This is a genomic window from Comamonas sp. CMM03 (assembly GCF_019218715.1).
GTDB lineage: Bacteria > Pseudomonadota > Gammaproteobacteria > Burkholderiales > Burkholderiaceae_C > Comamonas > Comamonas terrigena.
Window position 1 is genome coordinate 32,801 of record NZ_JAHUXB010000005.1, and the last position, 16,415, is coordinate 49,215.

Below are 16,415 nucleotides of genomic sequence, written 5' to 3' on the forward strand. Positions count from 1 at the left end.
CCCGCTTGAACAATCAGTGGTTTTCTAAAGTTGCCGTATGGCTGGTCATCGCCATGGTGCTGTTCACGGTGTTCAAGCAGTTTGACACCCGTGGCGGTGCTGGCGCTGGTTATGTCGGCTATTCCGACTTCCTCGAGGATGTGCGCAGCAACCGCATCAAGAGCGTCACCATCCAGGAGAGCCCTGGCGGCACCGAAATCATGGCAGTCACCAACGATGACCGCCGTGTGCGCACGACCGCGACCTACCTGGACCGTGGTCTGGTGGGCGACCTGATCAACAACAACGTCAAGTTCGACGTCAAGCCGCGTGAAGAAGGCTCGCTGCTGATGAGCTTGCTCATCAGCTGGGGTCCGATGCTGCTGCTGATCGGCGTGTGGGTGTACTTCATGCGCCAGATGCAGGGCGGTGGCAAGGGCGGCGCGTTCAGCTTTGGCAAGTCCAAGGCGCGCATGCTCGACGAAAACAACAACACCGTCACCTTCGCCGACGTCGCCGGTTGCGACGAGGCCAAGGAGGAAGTCAAGGAAGTCGTCGACTTCCTGAAGGACCCCAACAAGTTCCAGAAGCTGGGTGGCCGCATTCCGCGTGGCCTGTTGCTGGTGGGCCCTCCCGGTACGGGCAAGACGCTGCTGGCCAAGTCGATTGCGGGCGAAGCCAAGGTGCCGTTCTTCTCGATCTCGGGTTCCGACTTCGTGGAAATGTTCGTCGGCGTGGGCGCGGCCCGTGTGCGCGACATGTTCGAGAACGCCAAGAAGAATGCGCCTTGCATCATCTTCATCGATGAAATCGATGCGGTGGGCCGCCAGCGTGGCGCCGGCATGGGCGGTGGCAACGATGAGCGCGAGCAGACACTGAACCAGATGCTGGTGGAGATGGATGGTTTCGAAACCAACCTGGGCGTGATCGTGGTGGCTGCCACCAACCGCCCCGACATCCTGGATGCCGCTCTGCTGCGTCCCGGACGTTTCGACCGCCAGGTCTATGTGACCTTGCCGGACATCCGTGGCCGCGAGCAGATCCTGAACGTGCACATGCGCAAGATTCCTGTGGCCCAGGACGTGAACCCGGCCATCATTGCACGCGGCACGCCCGGCATGTCGGGTGCCGATCTGGCGAACCTGTGCAACGAAGCGGCCCTGATGGCTGCACGCCGCAACGCGCGCACCGTGGAGATGCAGGACTTTGAAAAGGCCAAGGACAAGATCATCATGGGCCCCGAGCGCAAGTCCATGGTCATGCCCGAGGAAGAGCGTCGCAACACGGCCTACCACGAGGCAGGCCATGCCCTGATCGGCAAGCTGCTGCCCAAGTGCGACCCGGTGCACAAGGTCACCATCATCCCGCGCGGCCGTGCGCTGGGCGTGACCATGAGCCTGCCGGAAAAAGACCGCTACTCCTATGACAAGGAGTTCATGCTCAACCAGATCGCGATGCTGTTCGGCGGCCGCATTGCTGAAGAAGTGTTCATGAACCAGATGACCACGGGGGCATCGAACGACTTTGAGCGTGCGACGCAGATTGCCCGTGACATGGTGACGCGCTATGGCATGACCGATGCACTGGGCCCCATGGTCTATGCCGAACAGGAAGGCGAGCCTTTCCTGGGCCGCTCCATGAGCAAGCCCAGCGGCATCAGCGAAGAGACCATGCAGAAGGTGGACGCTGAAGTGCGCCGCATCATCGACGAGCAGTACCATCTGGCGCGCAAGCTGATCGAGGACAACTCCGACAAGATGCATGCCATGGCCAAGGCCATGCTCGATTGGGAAACCATCGATGCGGAGCAGCTGGACGACATCATGGCGGGCAAGGAGCCACGTCCCCCCAAGGACTGGACGCCACGCAATCCCCCCTCGTCGGGTGACAGCGGGCACGGCGGTGGAACCCCTGCGGTAGACACCGATACGGCACCTACGGCGGTGTGATCCTGGTGCCACCAGGCACAGGAAAAGCGGGACTCTGTGGAGTCCCGCTTTGTTTTTTCAGATGAAATCCAAGGACGGGCGATGAATACATGCTGGCAGGTGACGCGCTTTGACATTGATCTGCGCCGACCGCGCGTCATGGGCATTGTGAATGTGACACCCGATTCCTTTTCGGACGGTGGGCGGCATGCCGGTACCAGTGCGGCCATGGCACATGCAGAAAGGCTGCTGAAAGAGGGGGCCGATATCCTGGACATCGGTGGCGAATCGACGCGCCCCGGAAGTCCCGCGGTGCCCCTGGACGAAGAGCTGGCGCGGGTGCTGCCGGTGGTCAAGGAAGCCGTGCGCCTGCAGGTGCCGGTGTCCGTGGACACCTACAAGCCAGAGGTGATGCAGGCGGTGCTGGATGCCGGCGCCGACATCATCAATGACATATGGGCTTTGCGCCAGGCAGGTGCCCGCGAGATCATTGCGGCGCATCCGCGCAGTGGCGTGTGCCTGATGCACATGCACCAGACGCCGCAGACCATGCACCTGGAGCACATGCAGGCCGATCCCGTTGCCCAGGTGCGCCAGTTTCTGGCGGAGCAGGTGGCATGCCTGGAGCAGCTGGGGGTGGCGCGCGAGCGCATCACGCTGGACTACGGCATCGGCTTCGGCAAGAGCGTGGAACAAAACTTTGCACTGCTTGCCCGGCAGCAAGATCTGCTGGACCTAGACTTGCCGCTGCTGGCGGGATGGTCCCGCAAGGGCTCGCTGGGAACCGTGACGGGCTTGCCCGTGCGCGAGCGCATGGTGCCCAGTGTGACGGCCGCCGTGCTGGCGGTGGAGCGTGGGGCACGTGTCGTGCGTGTGCACGATGTGGCGGACACGGTGGCGGCATTGAAAATCTGGAATGCCATGCATGCACACGATGCGGCGTGAGCAGTGGGTTGAGCAATAAAACGAGGAGGAGCGCCATGGCGCGTCAATATTTTGGTACCGATGGAATCCGGGGCACTGTCGGCAAGGCACCGATCACGGCCGATTTCGCATTGCGTCTGGCGCATGCGGTGGGCCGCGTGCTCAAGCGGACGCAAGAGCGTCCGACGGTGCTGATTGGCAAGGACACCCGGATTTCGGGCTATATGCTGGAAGCCGCGATGGAAGCCGGTTTCAATGCGGCAGGAGTGGACGTCATTCTGCTGGGACCGCTGCCCACGCCCGGCGTGGCCTATCTGACGCGAGCACAGCGCGCCAGCCTGGGGGTGGTGATCAGTGCCAGCCACAACCCGTACCCGGACAACGGCATCAAGTTCTTCAGCGCCCAAGGTACAAAGCTGCCCGATGCCTGGGAAGAAGAAGTGGAGGCCTTGATCGATGCCGAGCCTGCGTGGGTCGATTCGCGCAATCTCGGCAAGACGCGCCGGCTCAACGATGCGGCAGGCCGCTATATCGAATTCTGTAAAAGCACGTTTGCCAACGATCTGAGCCTGCGTGGTCTCAAGATCGTGGTGGATGCCGCCCACGGCGCGGCCTACCAGATTGCACCGCAGGTGTTCCATGAGCTGGGCGCCGATGTGGTGGCCATCGGCTGCCAGCCGGATGGGCTGAACATCAACGACGGTGTGGGGGCCACGTATCCGCAGGCATTGGCCCAGGCTGTCCGCGCCCACCATGCGGACTACGGTATTGCCCTGGATGGCGATGCCGACCGTCTGCAGATGGTGGATGCGCAAGGGCGTATCTTCAATGGCGATGAGGTGCTGTTCCTGATGGTGCAGGATCGTTTGCGACGCAGCGAACCGGTGGGTGGTGTGGTGGGCACCCTGATGACCAATATGGCGGTGGAAAAAGCCCTGGAAAGCCAGGGCGTGCCCATGGTGCGCGCCAAGGTGGGTGACCGCTATGTGCTGGAGGAGCTGCAGCGGCGCCAATGGATTCTGGGTGGAGAAGGATCGGGACATCTGCTGGCCCTGGACAAGCACACCACCGGTGATGGCTTGGTGAGTGCGCTGCAAGTGCTGCAGGCTTGTGCACGCAGTGGAAACACCATGGCAGCGCTGCTGGATGGGTTGACGCTGTATCCCCAGGTCATGGTGAACGTGCGCCTGCAGCCAGGCCAGGATTGGAAGTCCAACACGGCATTGGCACAGGCGCAGACCGCGGCCGAGAAGGAGCTGGGCCATTACGGGCGGGTGTTGATCCGTGCCAGCGGCACGGAGCCGCTGCTGCGCGTGATGGTGGAGGCGCAGGATGCTGCGCTGGCCCACCGCCTGGCGCAAGGTCTGGCGGATGCAGCCCGTGCAGGATGATGGTGCATTGGGGAGGTGCCGACTGCGCCCCCCTTCATAAAAAACGGGGCCCTTTATGGGCCCTTTTTTTATGATCCGAGCTTCAGTGAGACTGTGCGTAGCTGCGGAAAAAGTGCTCGAAGTCACCTGCCTGGAGCGGCCGGCTGAAGTGGTAGCCCTGGGCCTCATCGCAGCCTTGCTGTTGCAGAAATTCCAGTTGCGCCTGCGTCTCTACGCCTTCGGCCGTGGTTTGCATGCCCAGGGCCTGTGCCATGCGAATGATGGCGCTGACAATGGCGCGGTCATTGCTGTCGTGGTCAATGTCGCGGATGAACGACTGGTCGATCTTGAGCTTGTAAATCTGGAACCGTTTGAGCTGGCTGAGTGACGAGTATCCGGTGCCAAAGTCGTCCATGGACAGCCGGATGCCGTGGGAGTTCAAACGGTCCATCGTGGCCGTGGCCGTGCGGGGATCCTGGACGGCGACACCTTCGGTCAGCTCCAGCTCCAGCAGGTCGGGTGAAATGCCGGATTCCGTCAGGATGCGGCTGACCATCTCCGGCAGCTGGGGCTGGTGGAATTGAATTGCCGACAGATTGACGGCCACCTTGATGTTGCCCAACCCCTGTTGGTTCCACTGCTTGAGCTGTTCCACGGCGGTTTTCAGCACCCATTCACCGATCTGCAGGATCTGCCCGCTGTCTTCGGCCACCGGAATGAATTCCGCCGGGGAAATGGAGCCCAGTTCAGGGTGGTGCCAGCGCAGCAGCGCTTCTGCGCTGCGAATGGAGCCGGTGCGCAGGCACACCTGGGGCTGGTAATGCAGCTGGAACTGCTTGCGCTCCAAGGCCCGGCGCAAGGCATTCTCCAGCTGCAGTGCGCGCAAGGACTTGGCGCGCATCTCCGGGGTGAAGAAGCGGTAGGTGTTGCGGCCATCTAGCTTGGCGTGGTACATGGCCACATCGGCCGCCTGGGTCAGGGCATCGAATTCCGTGCCGTCCTGCGGGTGCAAGGCGATGCCCATGGAGGGCGCAATGGTCAGCTCATGGTGCTCGATCTGGTAGGGGCGCTGCGATGCCTCCTGCAGCTTGGCGGCCACGCGGGCGGCCCCCTGGGCGTTGGCTCCGGGCAGCAGCAGCACGAATTCATCCCCCCCCAGACGCGCCACGGTGTCGCGCTCGCGCACGATGGAGCGCAGGCGCTTGCCGATTTCCACCAGCAGGGCGTCGCCGACCTTGTGGCCCAGCGAATCGTTCACATGCTTGAAGTGGTCCAGGTCCAGGAAGATCACGGCCAGCGGCGTGCTGTTTTCGGTGGCGGTCTGGATGGCCCCGGCACTGCGCTGGGCCAGCAGCGTGCGGTTGGGCAGGCCGGTGAGCGGGTCGTAGTGCGCCAGCCAGTAAATGCGCTCCTGGTCCTGCAGGCGGTCCTGCACTTCACGGTGCAGGTCGGCCACCGTGGAGCTCAGTTCCAGAGTGCGTTCGCGCACCTGCTGCTCCAGCTGGTTCTGTACCTGTGCCAGATGCTGCTGCGCCAGCTTGCGGTCGGTGATGTCTTCGATGATCCAGACGCTGCCTTGCGAAAGATCGGAGGCATCCAGGAGCTTGCAACGCATCTCGCACTCAAGCACGGAGCCGTCCTTGCGCTGCAGGGCGACTTCGGCCTCGAAGCGCAGGCCGTTCAATAGTACGCTCTGGCTTTTGTGCTGCAGCTGCTCCCAGGCCTGGGTGCTGGGGATGAAACTGGTGGGGTCGATGTTCTGCAGTTCGCCGGGGTCGTAACCCAGCATCTGTTCCAGATGGGGGTTGCAGCGGGTGATCTTGCCTTTGCGGAAGAACGCAATGCCAATGGCCGCGTGGTCGAACAGCAGCTGCTTTTCTCGCAAGGCATTGCCCAGCAGCGACTGTGAGCGCTTTTGCTCGTCGATGTCGTCGATGATCCAGATGGAGCCTTCCCGTGTGTCGTCCGGGTTGATCAGGCGCCCGGTGAGTGCGCCCCAGAAAAGCCGCCCGTTCTTGCGGCGCATGAGGCGTTCGGTTTTGAAGACTTCACCGCGCGACAGCGTGGGGTAGGCGGTACGCCCCAGTTCGCGAAATTCGGTGCGGGTCGGATGAAAGTTGGCACTGCTGATGCCTTCCATGTCCTGTGGATGCAGATAGCCGAAGATTTCCGCGTAGCGCCGGTTGCAGCGCACGACCACGCGCTGGCGGATGAAGACGATGCCGACATCGGCGCTTTCCAGCAGCGTCTGGTGTTCCCGCAGCAGGCGTTGAACGGCATTCGACTCCGCACTTTCAAGAGGCAAGGCGTGCGAAGGCGCATTCAGCAGAGTGGACATGTGTGCGGAAGACACAAAAAGGGAAGCGACCCTGACCCGTCATGCGGGCAGGGGAGGTAAATGTGTACTTATGTTACACGCGCGCGTCACGCGCGGCGGTGTTACCCATCGGGATGTTTGTCGGTTTGCACACTCGCTTGACTGCGCACAAAAAATACGCAAGTCCACTTTGCCGGGCGCTTTTTCAGGACGCCGGCGTGCAGGCTAGAAGCAGGGCTTCAAATTGTGGTGCGGGCAGCGGGCGGCTGAACAGGTAGCCTTGCACAAAATTGCAGCCCTGTGCCTGCAGAAAATCCAGCTGCGCTTCGCTTTCCACCCCTTCGGCCAGGGTGTCCATGCCGAGTGCCTTGGCGATATGGATGATGGCCACAATGATGGCCCGGTCGTTGGCGTCCTGCTCCAGGTCGCGCACAAAGGACTGGTCGATCTTGAGCTTGTGGATCTGAAAACGCTTGAGGTAGCTGAGCGAGGAGTAGCCGGTGCCGAAGTCGTCCAGCGCAATGCGCACGCCCTGGCGATTGAGCCTGTCCAGCATGGCAATGGCGGCGGCTGGGTCGTCGACTGCGGCACTTTCGGTCAGCTCCAGCATCAGATGCTGCGCCGGCAACCGGGCATGGGCCAGATTGCGTGCCACCTGCTCGGGCAGGTGGTGGTGCTGGAACTGCAGCGGTGACAGATTTACGGACACGGTGCGCAGCGTGATCCCCATGTCCAGCCAGCGGCGCATGTCCTGGGCCGCCGTGCGCATCACCCAATCGCCGATGCCGATGATGAGGCCGGTGCTTTCCGCAATGGGAATGAACTCGGCGGGTGACACCTGGCCCAGTTCAGGGTGGTACCAGCGGATCAGCGCTTCCGCGCCGATCACGGCCTTGGTGTGGGTGTCCAGCTGGGGCTGGTAGTGCAGTGCGAACTGCTCCCGCTCCAGGGCGCGGCGCAGGGCATTGGCAATGTGCAGCGTGCGGGCGCTGCGCGCTTCCAGCTCGGCAGTGAAGAAGCTATAGCGGTTGCGGCCTGACTGCTTGGCGCGGTACATGGCTGCATCGGCACGCTGGTAGAGGGTGTCGAAGCCATCGCCGTCCACGGGGTAGGTGGCGATGCCGATCGACAGCGAGATGGTGAGCTCATGCCCATCGATCTGAAAAGGGGCTGCAGTGCTGTCCAGCAGCTTTTGCGCCAGAACCTCCACATCGGCCATCTGCCGGCCGTAGACCAGCACCACGAATTCGTCCCCGCCCATGCGCGCCACGGTGTCCTGGGGACGCAATTGCAGTTGCAGCCGCCGGGCCAGGGCCACCAGGACACGGTCGCCGACACGGTGGCCCAGTGAGTCGTTGATGTTCTTGAAATGGTCCAGGTCCAAGAATAGCAAGGCGGCGCAGCCTTCGGCGGTGCGCTGGTGCTGGATGGCTTGCGTGACCCGTTCGGACAGCAGGCTGCGGTTGGGCAGGCCGGTGAGGGCATCGAAATGCGCCAGGTGCCGGATGCGTTCCTGGTCCCGGCGCTGCTGCGTGATGTCGCGGAACAGGGTGATGCAGTGCGTCAGCCGGCCTTGCTCGTCGCGCAAGGCCGTGATGGTCCGGTACTGCTGGTAAGGGGTGCCGTTGCGGTGCAGGCCCTGTGTTTCGCCTTCCCATTGGCCGGTGCGCTGCACGAGCAGGTAGGGCTCGGCAGGCAGCTCGCTGGGTGCGCCGGATTGCGCCATGTCCAGGCTGGCCAGCTGACCGATGGCTTCGGGTGCACCGAAGCCACTCAGGCGGCAGTAGGCCGGGTTGATCTGGACAATGCGGTGCATGGCATCCGAAATGACAATGGCTTCGCTGCTTTGGCGAAACACCTGGGAGGTCAGGTAGAGCTCCTGCTCGGCTTGCACCCGTTCGGTCACATCGCGCGACAGCACGATGAAGTGCGCTTCGGAGGCAAATGCCGGGCTTTTGCGGGCCACCGAGAGTTCGAACCATTTGCTGTGCCCATCGCGGGTCGGAACTTGCAGCCTAAAACCGCTGGCCCAGCCTGAGGTTTCGGCGATCTGCAAGGCGTTGAAGACGATGCGGCTGTCTTTTTCAGGCAGGAATTCCGTGAAGCGCTTGCCGATCAAAGCATCCCGAGGGGCTGCCAGCATGTCGGGGCGCGGGCTGTGCACACTGATGTAGTGGCCTTCGCGATCCAGTTCCATCAGCACATCGGGAATGGCGTCGATGGTGGCGCGCAGCTGGCGCTGGGCGTCCTGGAGCTGTTGGGTGCGCTGGTTCACCATCTGCTCCAGATTGGCTTCATGGGCTTTCAGGTGCAGCAGCAGCTTGGTCAAGGCGCCGATCAAGGAGGCAAACAACAGGCCCGCCAAAGCCCGCATCAGCAAGGTGGTGGGGTTGAGCCAGCCGCTGCGGGGCATGACGCTGAGCATCCATTCGCTGTTGGGCAACTCGATGCGCTGGTGGACGGTGGCGGCCGACAGCGTGGTGCCGGCCGCCTGGATGATCTGCGGGGTGTCACTGCCCGGCGGGACACGCCAGAGCACATAGTCGTAGCCGCGTGCGTTCAGGCGCTCCAGGCGTGCAGTTTTCAGGACCGCTTCCAGGCGCAGGGTGACATTGGTGAAGCCCCAGAATTTGCCGGCTTCCAGAAACACCGGCATGCGCCCCACGATGCCGATGCCGCCCTGCGCCAGGGGCATGGGGCCGGCCAGGGTCAGCTGGTTGCTGTCGCGGGCCCGTTCGGCTTCGCGCTGCTGCTGGGGGGAGTTCAACTGGTTGAAGCCCAGCACACCTTCATTGCCCACCAGGGGCACCACGACCTGGATCACTCCGTTGGGTGCCAGGGACATGGCGCTGACTTCCGGGTACATCACGATCAGGTGGCGGGCCGTCTCCTCAAACGCCTGGATGGAACCGTGGGTCTGCGCCACAGCGGCGGCCAGGGCTTTGTTGGCGGCCAGGGCCTGGCCGATTCCGCGCTCCAGATAGCGCGCGTGGTCGGTGGCGACATCGTTGGCCAGGGCGCGGGCTTGCTGCTGATCCTGGCGTTCAAGGTGCCAGATCAGTGCGGTCGATAACAGCAAACCCAGGATGAACACCATCCACGCAACCGTGTTGGTGCGTCCGGCGTTCAGCAGCGGGGGGGCAGGTGTGGAAGGTTCGGCCACAGTGGTCTCTTTCCCGAAGCATTATCACGGTGAGGGCCGGGATGGCAAGTCGCTGCAGCAACGCCTGTCCTGCCGCGGCTGGACTTGCGGTGGGGTCTGCGGTGCAGATGCTGCAGTGACTGCAGTTGTTTGGAAAAGCAAAATTTCCTCTGTCCGTGGGGAGCCAATCTCATGCCGCGATCTGCCTGGAATTGGCTGCACATGGGCGGAATCCGTGTGGTCTTCAGCCATCCAGCGGGCCGGCTTGTGACAGGCTCACCAGCAGCCCGTGCCGCAGTGCCCCCTGGGCCATGCGCATCTGCTGCAGCCCCAGCAGTTCGAACACCGCACACATCACGCTGATGCCGCCACCGATGACCGGTAGCAGCTCGGAGCGCAGCCCTTGCAGGCTGGCCAGGTGGCGCACATGGCCCCAGGACTGCAACTGGTCGCGCAGCGCCCACAGCGCCTCGCGGCTGATGCTGCCCGGGGTATGGCCCTGGGCCGTCAGCACCTTGCTGATGGCGCCCGCCGTGCCGGAAGCACCGTACACCTGCGCGCTGGATGCCTTGGCCAGCTGGTTGGCCAAGGGGCGTGCCGGGGCCAGCACGGACAGCGCTGCCTCACGTGCCTGGGCAAAGGCGGTGGCAGACAGCGTGCCATCGGGGAAGAAGGCCTGCGCCCAGCCCACACTGCCCAAGGGGTAGGAGCTGGCGTGTCGCAGCTCGCTGCCCTGGCCCCAGCCCAGCTCGGTGGAGCGGCCTCCGATGTCCACCACCAGCCGGGGATGCTGGTCGTCGGGTAGGAACAGGGCCACGCCCTGGTAGATCAGCTGTGCTTCCTGCTCGCCGGTGATGACTTCCACCGGGCATTGCACAATCGATGCGGTGCGGTCCAGAAAGATCTGGCGGTTGGTGGCTTCGCGGAGGGTCTGGGTGGCCACCACCTTGCGCTGCGAGGGTGGCACATGGGCCATCAGCTGGGCGTAGCGCTGCAGGCAGTCCCAGCCGCGCTCCATGGCTTCGGGCTGCAGGCGGCCGTCGGCATCCAGGGCGCCTCCCAGGCGGATGGTTTCCTTGCGGTGCAGCTGCAGGCGGATATGGCCACGCTCCATGCGCGCGGTCTCCAGCAGAATGCTGTTGGAGCCGATGTCGATTGCGGCCAGCGCGCTTCCCTCTTTCATGTGCATGTGCCCCCAAGCCAAGCCGCGCAGGTTACCACCGAAGCCTGTGGCAGCCCTGACAGAACGGCCAAAGTCCCAGTGCCTGCAGCGGGCGCGCGGCGGGATGCTGGAGCCGTATGGCAGAGTGTGTCATGCCGTTGTCATGGGTTTGTCACATTGGCCGCCAATACTGGACGCTTCACCACTCGGGTTTCTTGTATGCATGCCGCTTCCACCGCCTTCGATGACAACGCGATGACAGAAGAAGCTGTTGTCAGCGATGTCCCCATGCGTGGGAGTGCAGACGTGGTGGCAGCGCTGGAGCTGGGCGCGACGCCCACCCCCAGTTCGCCAGTGGAAATGGCGGCCTTGTTGCCCGTGCCGGCGCCGCCAGTGCTGCCGCTGCTGGACCGGGATCTGTGCATTCTGGCGTTCAACGAACGCGTGCTGGCCTGGGCCATGCGCGACGATGTGCCGCTGCTGGAGCGGCTGCGGTTCCTGACCATCGTCTCCTCCAATCTGGACGAGTTCTTCGAGGTGCGCGCCGCACCGCAGGTCACGGCCATGCGTGCGGCCATCGAGCAGGGGGCGGCCATGCCGGCACCGCTGCAGGCCCTGGCCGACCATTCCCATGCCCTGGTGACGCAGCAGTACCGGATCTACAACGAAGAGATCAGCCCGGCCTTCGGGCGTGTCGGCATCCGTGTGGTGGCCAATCGCGACCGCACGGCGGCCCAGAGGGAATGGGTGCACAGCTATTTCGCCAAGGAGGTGCAGCCGCTGCTGGTGCCGGTTGGGCTGGATCCGGCTCATCCTTTTCCCAAGGTGGCCAACAAGACGCTGAACTTCATCGTGCGGCTACAGGGCAATGATGCCTTCGGTCGCCACAATGATGTGGCTATTTTGCGTGTGCCGCGTGCGCTGCCGCGCCTGGTGGCCATGCCAGCCAAGGTCACGGAAGGCAAGCGCCTGTTCGTCAGTCTGACCAGCATCGTGCGTGCCCATCTGAAAGACCTGTTTCCGGGCCGCAAGGTGCAGGAGTTTTCGCAGTTCCGCGTCACGCGCCACTCCGATCTCTCGGTGGATGAGGAGGATGTGCCGGACCTGCGGACCGCGTTGCGCCAGGGCCTGCACCACCGGCATTACGGCATGGCCGTGCGGCTGGAGGTGGACTTCGGCTGCTCCGACACGCTCGCGCAGATGCTGCTCACCCAGTTCTCGCTGCCGCCGCAGGTGTTGTTCCGCGTCAAGGGACCGGTGAATCTGGGGCGGCTGGCACAGCTGATCGAGCTGGTGGATGCGCCGCAACTGCTGTTCCCCGCCTGGCGCCCGGTCTGGCCACGCCAGCTGGCGCAAGGCAGCTCCATCATGGCGCAGATGCGCCAGCGCGATGTGCTGATGCACCAGCCGTTCGAGAGCTTCGATGGCGTGCTGGCGCTGCTGCGCGAGGCCGTGAACGACCCGCAGGTGCTGGTGATCAAGCAGACCATCTACCGCACCGGTGCCGATTCCGAGCTGATGCGGCTGCTGGCCGAGGCGGTGCGCCGCGGCAAGGAGGTCATGGCGGTGGTGGAGCTCAAGGCCCGCTTTGACGAGGAAGCCAACATCAACTGGGCAGAGTCTCTGGAGGATGTGGGTGCCCAGGTGGTCTATGGCGTGGTGGGACTCAAGACCCACGCCAAGATGCTGCTGGTGACGCGGCGCGAAGGTCGGCGCCTGCGGCGCTACGGCCATCTGTCCACCGGCAACTACAACATGCGCACGGCGCGGCTGTATACCGATCTCGGCTATCTGACCTGTGAGGCCGGCACCACGGCCGATATGGATGCCGTATTCAGCCATCTAGCCAACCAGAACCACATGCCCCAGCTGCAGCGCCTGGTGATGGCGCCGTTTGCCCTGCATGACCGCCTGCTGGCGCTGATAGGCAAGGCGGCCGATGCTGCGCGCCAGCGCAAGCCAGCGCGCATTGTGGTGAAGATGAATGCGCTGACCGATGAAGCCCTGATACGCGGCCTGGTGGCGGCCGGGCAGGCCGGTGTGCAGATTGATCTGATCGTGCGCGGAGCCTGCATGCTGCCGCCGCAGGTGGCCGGGCAGACCGACAACATCCGCGTGCGATCGGTGATCGGCCGCTTTCTGGAACACACCCGCGTCTTCTATTTTGCCTGGGGTGTGCACGAGCATGTCTACCTGTCCAGCGCTGACTGGATGAGCCGCAACATGCTGCGGCGTGTGGAGCTGGCCTGGCCGGTGACGGATGCGGCGCTGCGCCAGCAGATCATCGACGAATGCTTGGTGGCCTATCTGCACGATGACCGGGATGCCTGGAGCCAACAGCCCGATGGCCGCTATCTGCAGCCCCCGCATCCCCAGACCGGCCTGGGCGCACAGCAGGCACTGATGCAGCGCTACGCGGGCGGCTGACGCCGGCTGCGGCCGCAGGCAGTCATGCCTGGCCCCTGTCGCAGGGGCTGCGTGCGCTGGTGTGGATTGCTGACCGGTCGCACGCACACGCACGCACGAGCGATGGTGGGGTGACATTGCCGTGCGGTTGTATGCGTTGCCTGGGCACTGCCCGGGAGGCATTGATGGCATGCCTGGCCATTGCCGGTGCGTATGCAGCGCACTCCCGCAACGGTCGTGCAGCCTTGTCAGACAGCCGGTACGGCGTCGCCGTTCAGTCCAGCAAGAGTTGCAGTTTCCACGGCGTCCTGGACCAGGCTTCCGCCTCTTCCGCCAGCAGATGGGCGGATTGGGGAAACTGCTGCGACCAGTGGGCCGGCGCACGCAGGGTGAAGCTCGCACCGCGGCGCAGCAGTTGCATGCCCTGCAATTGGGGTGCCTGGCGGGCGTGGCACAGGATCACGGCCAGGCGCAGTGCCAGCAGTTCCATGGCACCGGGAGCCTGGCTGATGAAGTCTTCCACCTTCTTGAGCTTGCCGCGGTGGCCCAGCACCAGCAGGGCCAGGTGCAGCAACTCGTCCTCGGCAAAGCCTTTGGCGCCGCTGTATTGCAGGATGTAGGCGCTGTGGCGGTGGTAGTCGCTGCGGTTGATGCGTTGGCCCACCTCGTGCAACAGGCCGGCCCATTCCAGCAGGTGGTGCTGTGGCTGGGTGCTACCGGTCATCTCGCGCCACAGGTGCTGGGCGGTGTCGGCCACATGGCGCCCATGGGCGGTTTCCACGGCAAAACGGTTGGCCAGGGCCTGCACACTGGCAGTGCGCAGGTCGCCTGTGGGCAGATCGGCATCGATCAGGTCATGCAGCACGCCCTGGCGCAGTGCGCCCTGGGCAATCTGCATGGAGTCAATGCCCAGCAGGTCGAAGGCGGCACGCATGATGCTGATGCCGCCGGCCAGCATGGGGCGGCGGTCCTCGCGCATGCCTTCCAGCCGGATGCGGTCCATCGTCTGGGCGCGCAACAGCTGCTGCAGCAGCCAGTCCAGGCCGTCGCGGTCGATCACGCCCTGGCTGCGGCCATTGGCAATCAGGACCTCGCCGACGGCATTGGCCGTACCTGCCGAGGCATAGGCGCAATCCCAGCTGCCGGGACGGAAGGTGTCCAACGCCTCGTCCAGCACGGCGCGGGCGGCCAGTTCGGCGTTGGCAAAGGCTTCTGCGGTCAGCACGCCCTGGGGAAAGTAGCGCATGGACCAGGCCACGCTGCCAATGCGGTAGGAGGCCAGGGCTTCGGCCTGCACGCCGTGGCCCAGCACGAATTCGGTGGAGCGGCCGCCAATGTCCATCACCAGGCGCCGTTCATCGCTCATCGGCAGCTGGCTGACCACGCCGCGGTAGATCAGGCGTGCTTCGTCTTCGCCGCTGATGACATCAATGGGAAAGCCCAGCAGCTCGCTGCCGCGCTGCACAAAAGCCTCCCGGTTGCGGGCTTCGCGCAGTGTCTGTGTGGCCACCGCACGCACACGCTGGGGGTCGAAGCCGCGCAGGCGCTCGCCAAACCGCGCCAGGCAGGCCCAGCCGCGCTCCATGGCTTCCGGGGTCAGGTTGCGCTCGTCATCCAGCCCGTTGCCCTGGCGCACGGTTTCCTTGAGGTATTCGACCCGCTGGATCTGCAGGTGCTCATAGCTGCCAATTTCCAGCCGGAAACTGTTGGAGCCCAGGTCGATGGCGGCAAGTGTCGTGGCGTGTGGCATGAAGCGAAAACAGGTACGGGCGAAAAGGGGACAAGCTTAGCAGCGTCGCTGACGCGGAGATGACATCCGCGCGAATGCCTCTGGTGCTTTCTTGACAGAAGCGCAGAGGGCGCACGCTACGCCGACTGTGTGACAGATTGGTGACGCTCTGTGCGATGGTGCAGAACCCATGCTGCGCCCGGGGTGCAACGGCTTGCGACTTCTTTTTTATGTCACGACACTGTCACAAAGCCTTTTTACATTCACGCCTATCACTTTTTCATAACCGAGAGGTTTCTCATGAAGTTGTCTGTGTTGCGTAGTGTGGTGACGGGTGTGGTGGCTGTGGCCGGTGTGTCTGCTGTGTGGGCACAGCAGGAAGCCACGGGCGCGGGTGCCAGCTTCCCCGCTCCGCTGTACTCCAAGTGGGCTGCGGATTACCACAAGGCCACTGGTGTGAAGATCAACTACCAGTCCGTGGGCTCCAGTGCCGGCATCAAGCAGATCGAAGCCAAGACGGTGGACTTCGGTGCCTCGGACGAGCCGCTGAAGGACGACGAGCTGGCCAAAAAGGGTCTGGTGCAGTTCCCCACCGTGATCGGCGGCATCGTGCCCGTGGTCAACATAAAGGGTATTGCTCCCGGTCAGCTCAAGCTGAGCGGTCAGGTGCTGGGTGACATCTACCTGGGCAAGATCACCAAGTGGAATGACGCAGCCATCGTGGCCCTGAATCCCGGTGTCGCGCTGCCGGATGCCACCATAGCTCCGGTGCGCCGTGCCGACGGTTCGGGCACCACCTTCGGTTTCACCAACTACCTCTCCAAGGTGAACGCCGAGTGGAAGGAAAAAGTGGGTGAAGGCAAGGCTGTGAACTGGCCCACCGGTGCCGGCGGCAAGGGCAACGAAGGCGTGGCCGCCTTTGTGGGCCGTCTGCCCAACTCCATCGGTTACGTGGAATACGCCTATGTCAAGCAAAACAAACTGACCTTCACCCTGCTGCAAAACAGCAGCGGCGCTTTCGTGACGCCGGATGACGCCACCTTCAAGGCGGCGGCTGCCGGTGCCGACTGGTCCAAGAGCTTCTTCCAGATCCTGACCAACCAGCCTGGCAAGGACGCATGGCCCATCACCAGCGCCACCTTCATCCTGATGCACGCCAAGCAGGAAAAGCCCGAGCAGGCAGCTGCTGCGCTGAAGTTCTTCCAGTGGGCCTACCAGTCGGGTGACCAAACGGCCGCTGGTCTGGACTATGTGCCCATGCCTGAACCCGTCAAGCAAGTGATCTACAAGTCCTGGGGCAACATCAAGAATGCCGCAGGCCAGACCATCGCTGTGAAGTAATCTTTCGTTCTTCTCCTGCCGCGGGAGCCTCTGGCGCCTGCGGCAGGTCAGCTTCTTCTCAAGGTGCCCTCTGTGTCACAAACGACTTCGGCCCCTGGTTTGACGAACGCGCAAGCG

At 63.7% G+C, this 16,415-nt stretch carries 9 protein-coding genes; 5 read left to right on the forward strand and 4 right to left on the reverse strand.

Annotated features, from left to right (window positions below):
• The first annotated feature begins 5 nt into the window (after positions 1–5).
• The 3 genes from ftsH to glmM all read left to right on the forward strand — a co-directional run bounded on the left by ftsH (position 6) and on the right by glmM (position 4,222).
• Positions 6–1,928: an ATP-dependent zinc metalloprotease FtsH gene (ftsH, locus tag KW830_RS16950; RefSeq protein WP_066535881.1), complete on the forward strand. Its 1,923-nt coding sequence runs from the start codon at positions 6–8 to the stop codon at positions 1,926–1,928.
• 81 nt (positions 1,929–2,009) lie between these two features.
• On the forward strand, positions 2,010–2,852 hold the full coding sequence (gene folP / locus KW830_RS16955) for a dihydropteroate synthase (protein WP_218333826.1): 843 nt from the start codon (positions 2,010–2,012) through the stop codon (positions 2,850–2,852).
• A 35-nt stretch (positions 2,853–2,887) separates the two neighbouring features.
• Positions 2,888–4,222, forward strand: a complete 1,335-nt coding sequence (gene glmM / locus KW830_RS16960) for a phosphoglucosamine mutase (protein WP_218333827.1) — start codon at positions 2,888–2,890, stop codon at positions 4,220–4,222.
• Positions 4,223–4,304: 82 nt separating this feature from the next.
• On the opposite strand, the gene KW830_RS16965 is transcribed toward glmM, so the two are convergent.
• The 3 genes from KW830_RS16965 to KW830_RS16975 form a co-directional block, all read right to left on the reverse strand.
• Positions 4,305–6,539 (reverse strand): bifunctional diguanylate cyclase/phosphodiesterase, encoded by a 2,235-nt coding sequence (locus tag KW830_RS16965; protein WP_192332970.1) that lies wholly within the window; start codon positions 6,537–6,539, stop codon positions 4,305–4,307.
• A gap of 184 nt (positions 6,540–6,723) precedes the next feature.
• Positions 6,724–9,681, reverse strand: a complete 2,958-nt coding sequence (locus tag KW830_RS16970; protein ID WP_272971872.1) for an EAL domain-containing protein — start codon at positions 9,679–9,681, stop codon at positions 6,724–6,726.
• Between the two features lie 223 nt (positions 9,682–9,904).
• Complete coding sequence (locus KW830_RS16975; protein WP_218333828.1) at positions 9,905–10,843, reverse strand: Ppx/GppA family phosphatase; 939 nt, start codon at positions 10,841–10,843, stop codon at positions 9,905–9,907.
• A 339-nt stretch (positions 10,844–11,182) separates the two neighbouring features.
• Here KW830_RS16975 and ppk1 point away from each other — a divergent pair, with 339 nt between their 5' ends.
• Entirely contained in the window at positions 11,183–13,249 is a 2,067-nt protein-coding gene (gene ppk1 / locus KW830_RS16980; protein ID WP_255578841.1) for a polyphosphate kinase 1, read from the forward strand.
• A 253-nt stretch (positions 13,250–13,502) separates the two neighbouring features.
• On the opposite strand, the gene KW830_RS16985 is transcribed toward ppk1, so the two are convergent.
• The gene (locus KW830_RS16985; RefSeq protein WP_066535860.1) at positions 13,503–14,978 is read right to left on the reverse strand and encodes a Ppx/GppA phosphatase family protein; all 1,476 of its coding nucleotides are present in this window, start codon (positions 14,976–14,978) and stop codon (positions 13,503–13,505) included.
• A gap of 279 nt (positions 14,979–15,257) precedes the next feature.
• On the opposite strand from KW830_RS16985, the gene pstS reads away from it, so the two are divergent.
• On the forward strand, positions 15,258–16,298 hold the full coding sequence (gene pstS, locus KW830_RS16990; protein WP_218333829.1) for a phosphate ABC transporter substrate-binding protein PstS: 1,041 nt from the start codon (positions 15,258–15,260) through the stop codon (positions 16,296–16,298).
• Positions 16,299–16,415 lie beyond the last annotated feature (117 nt).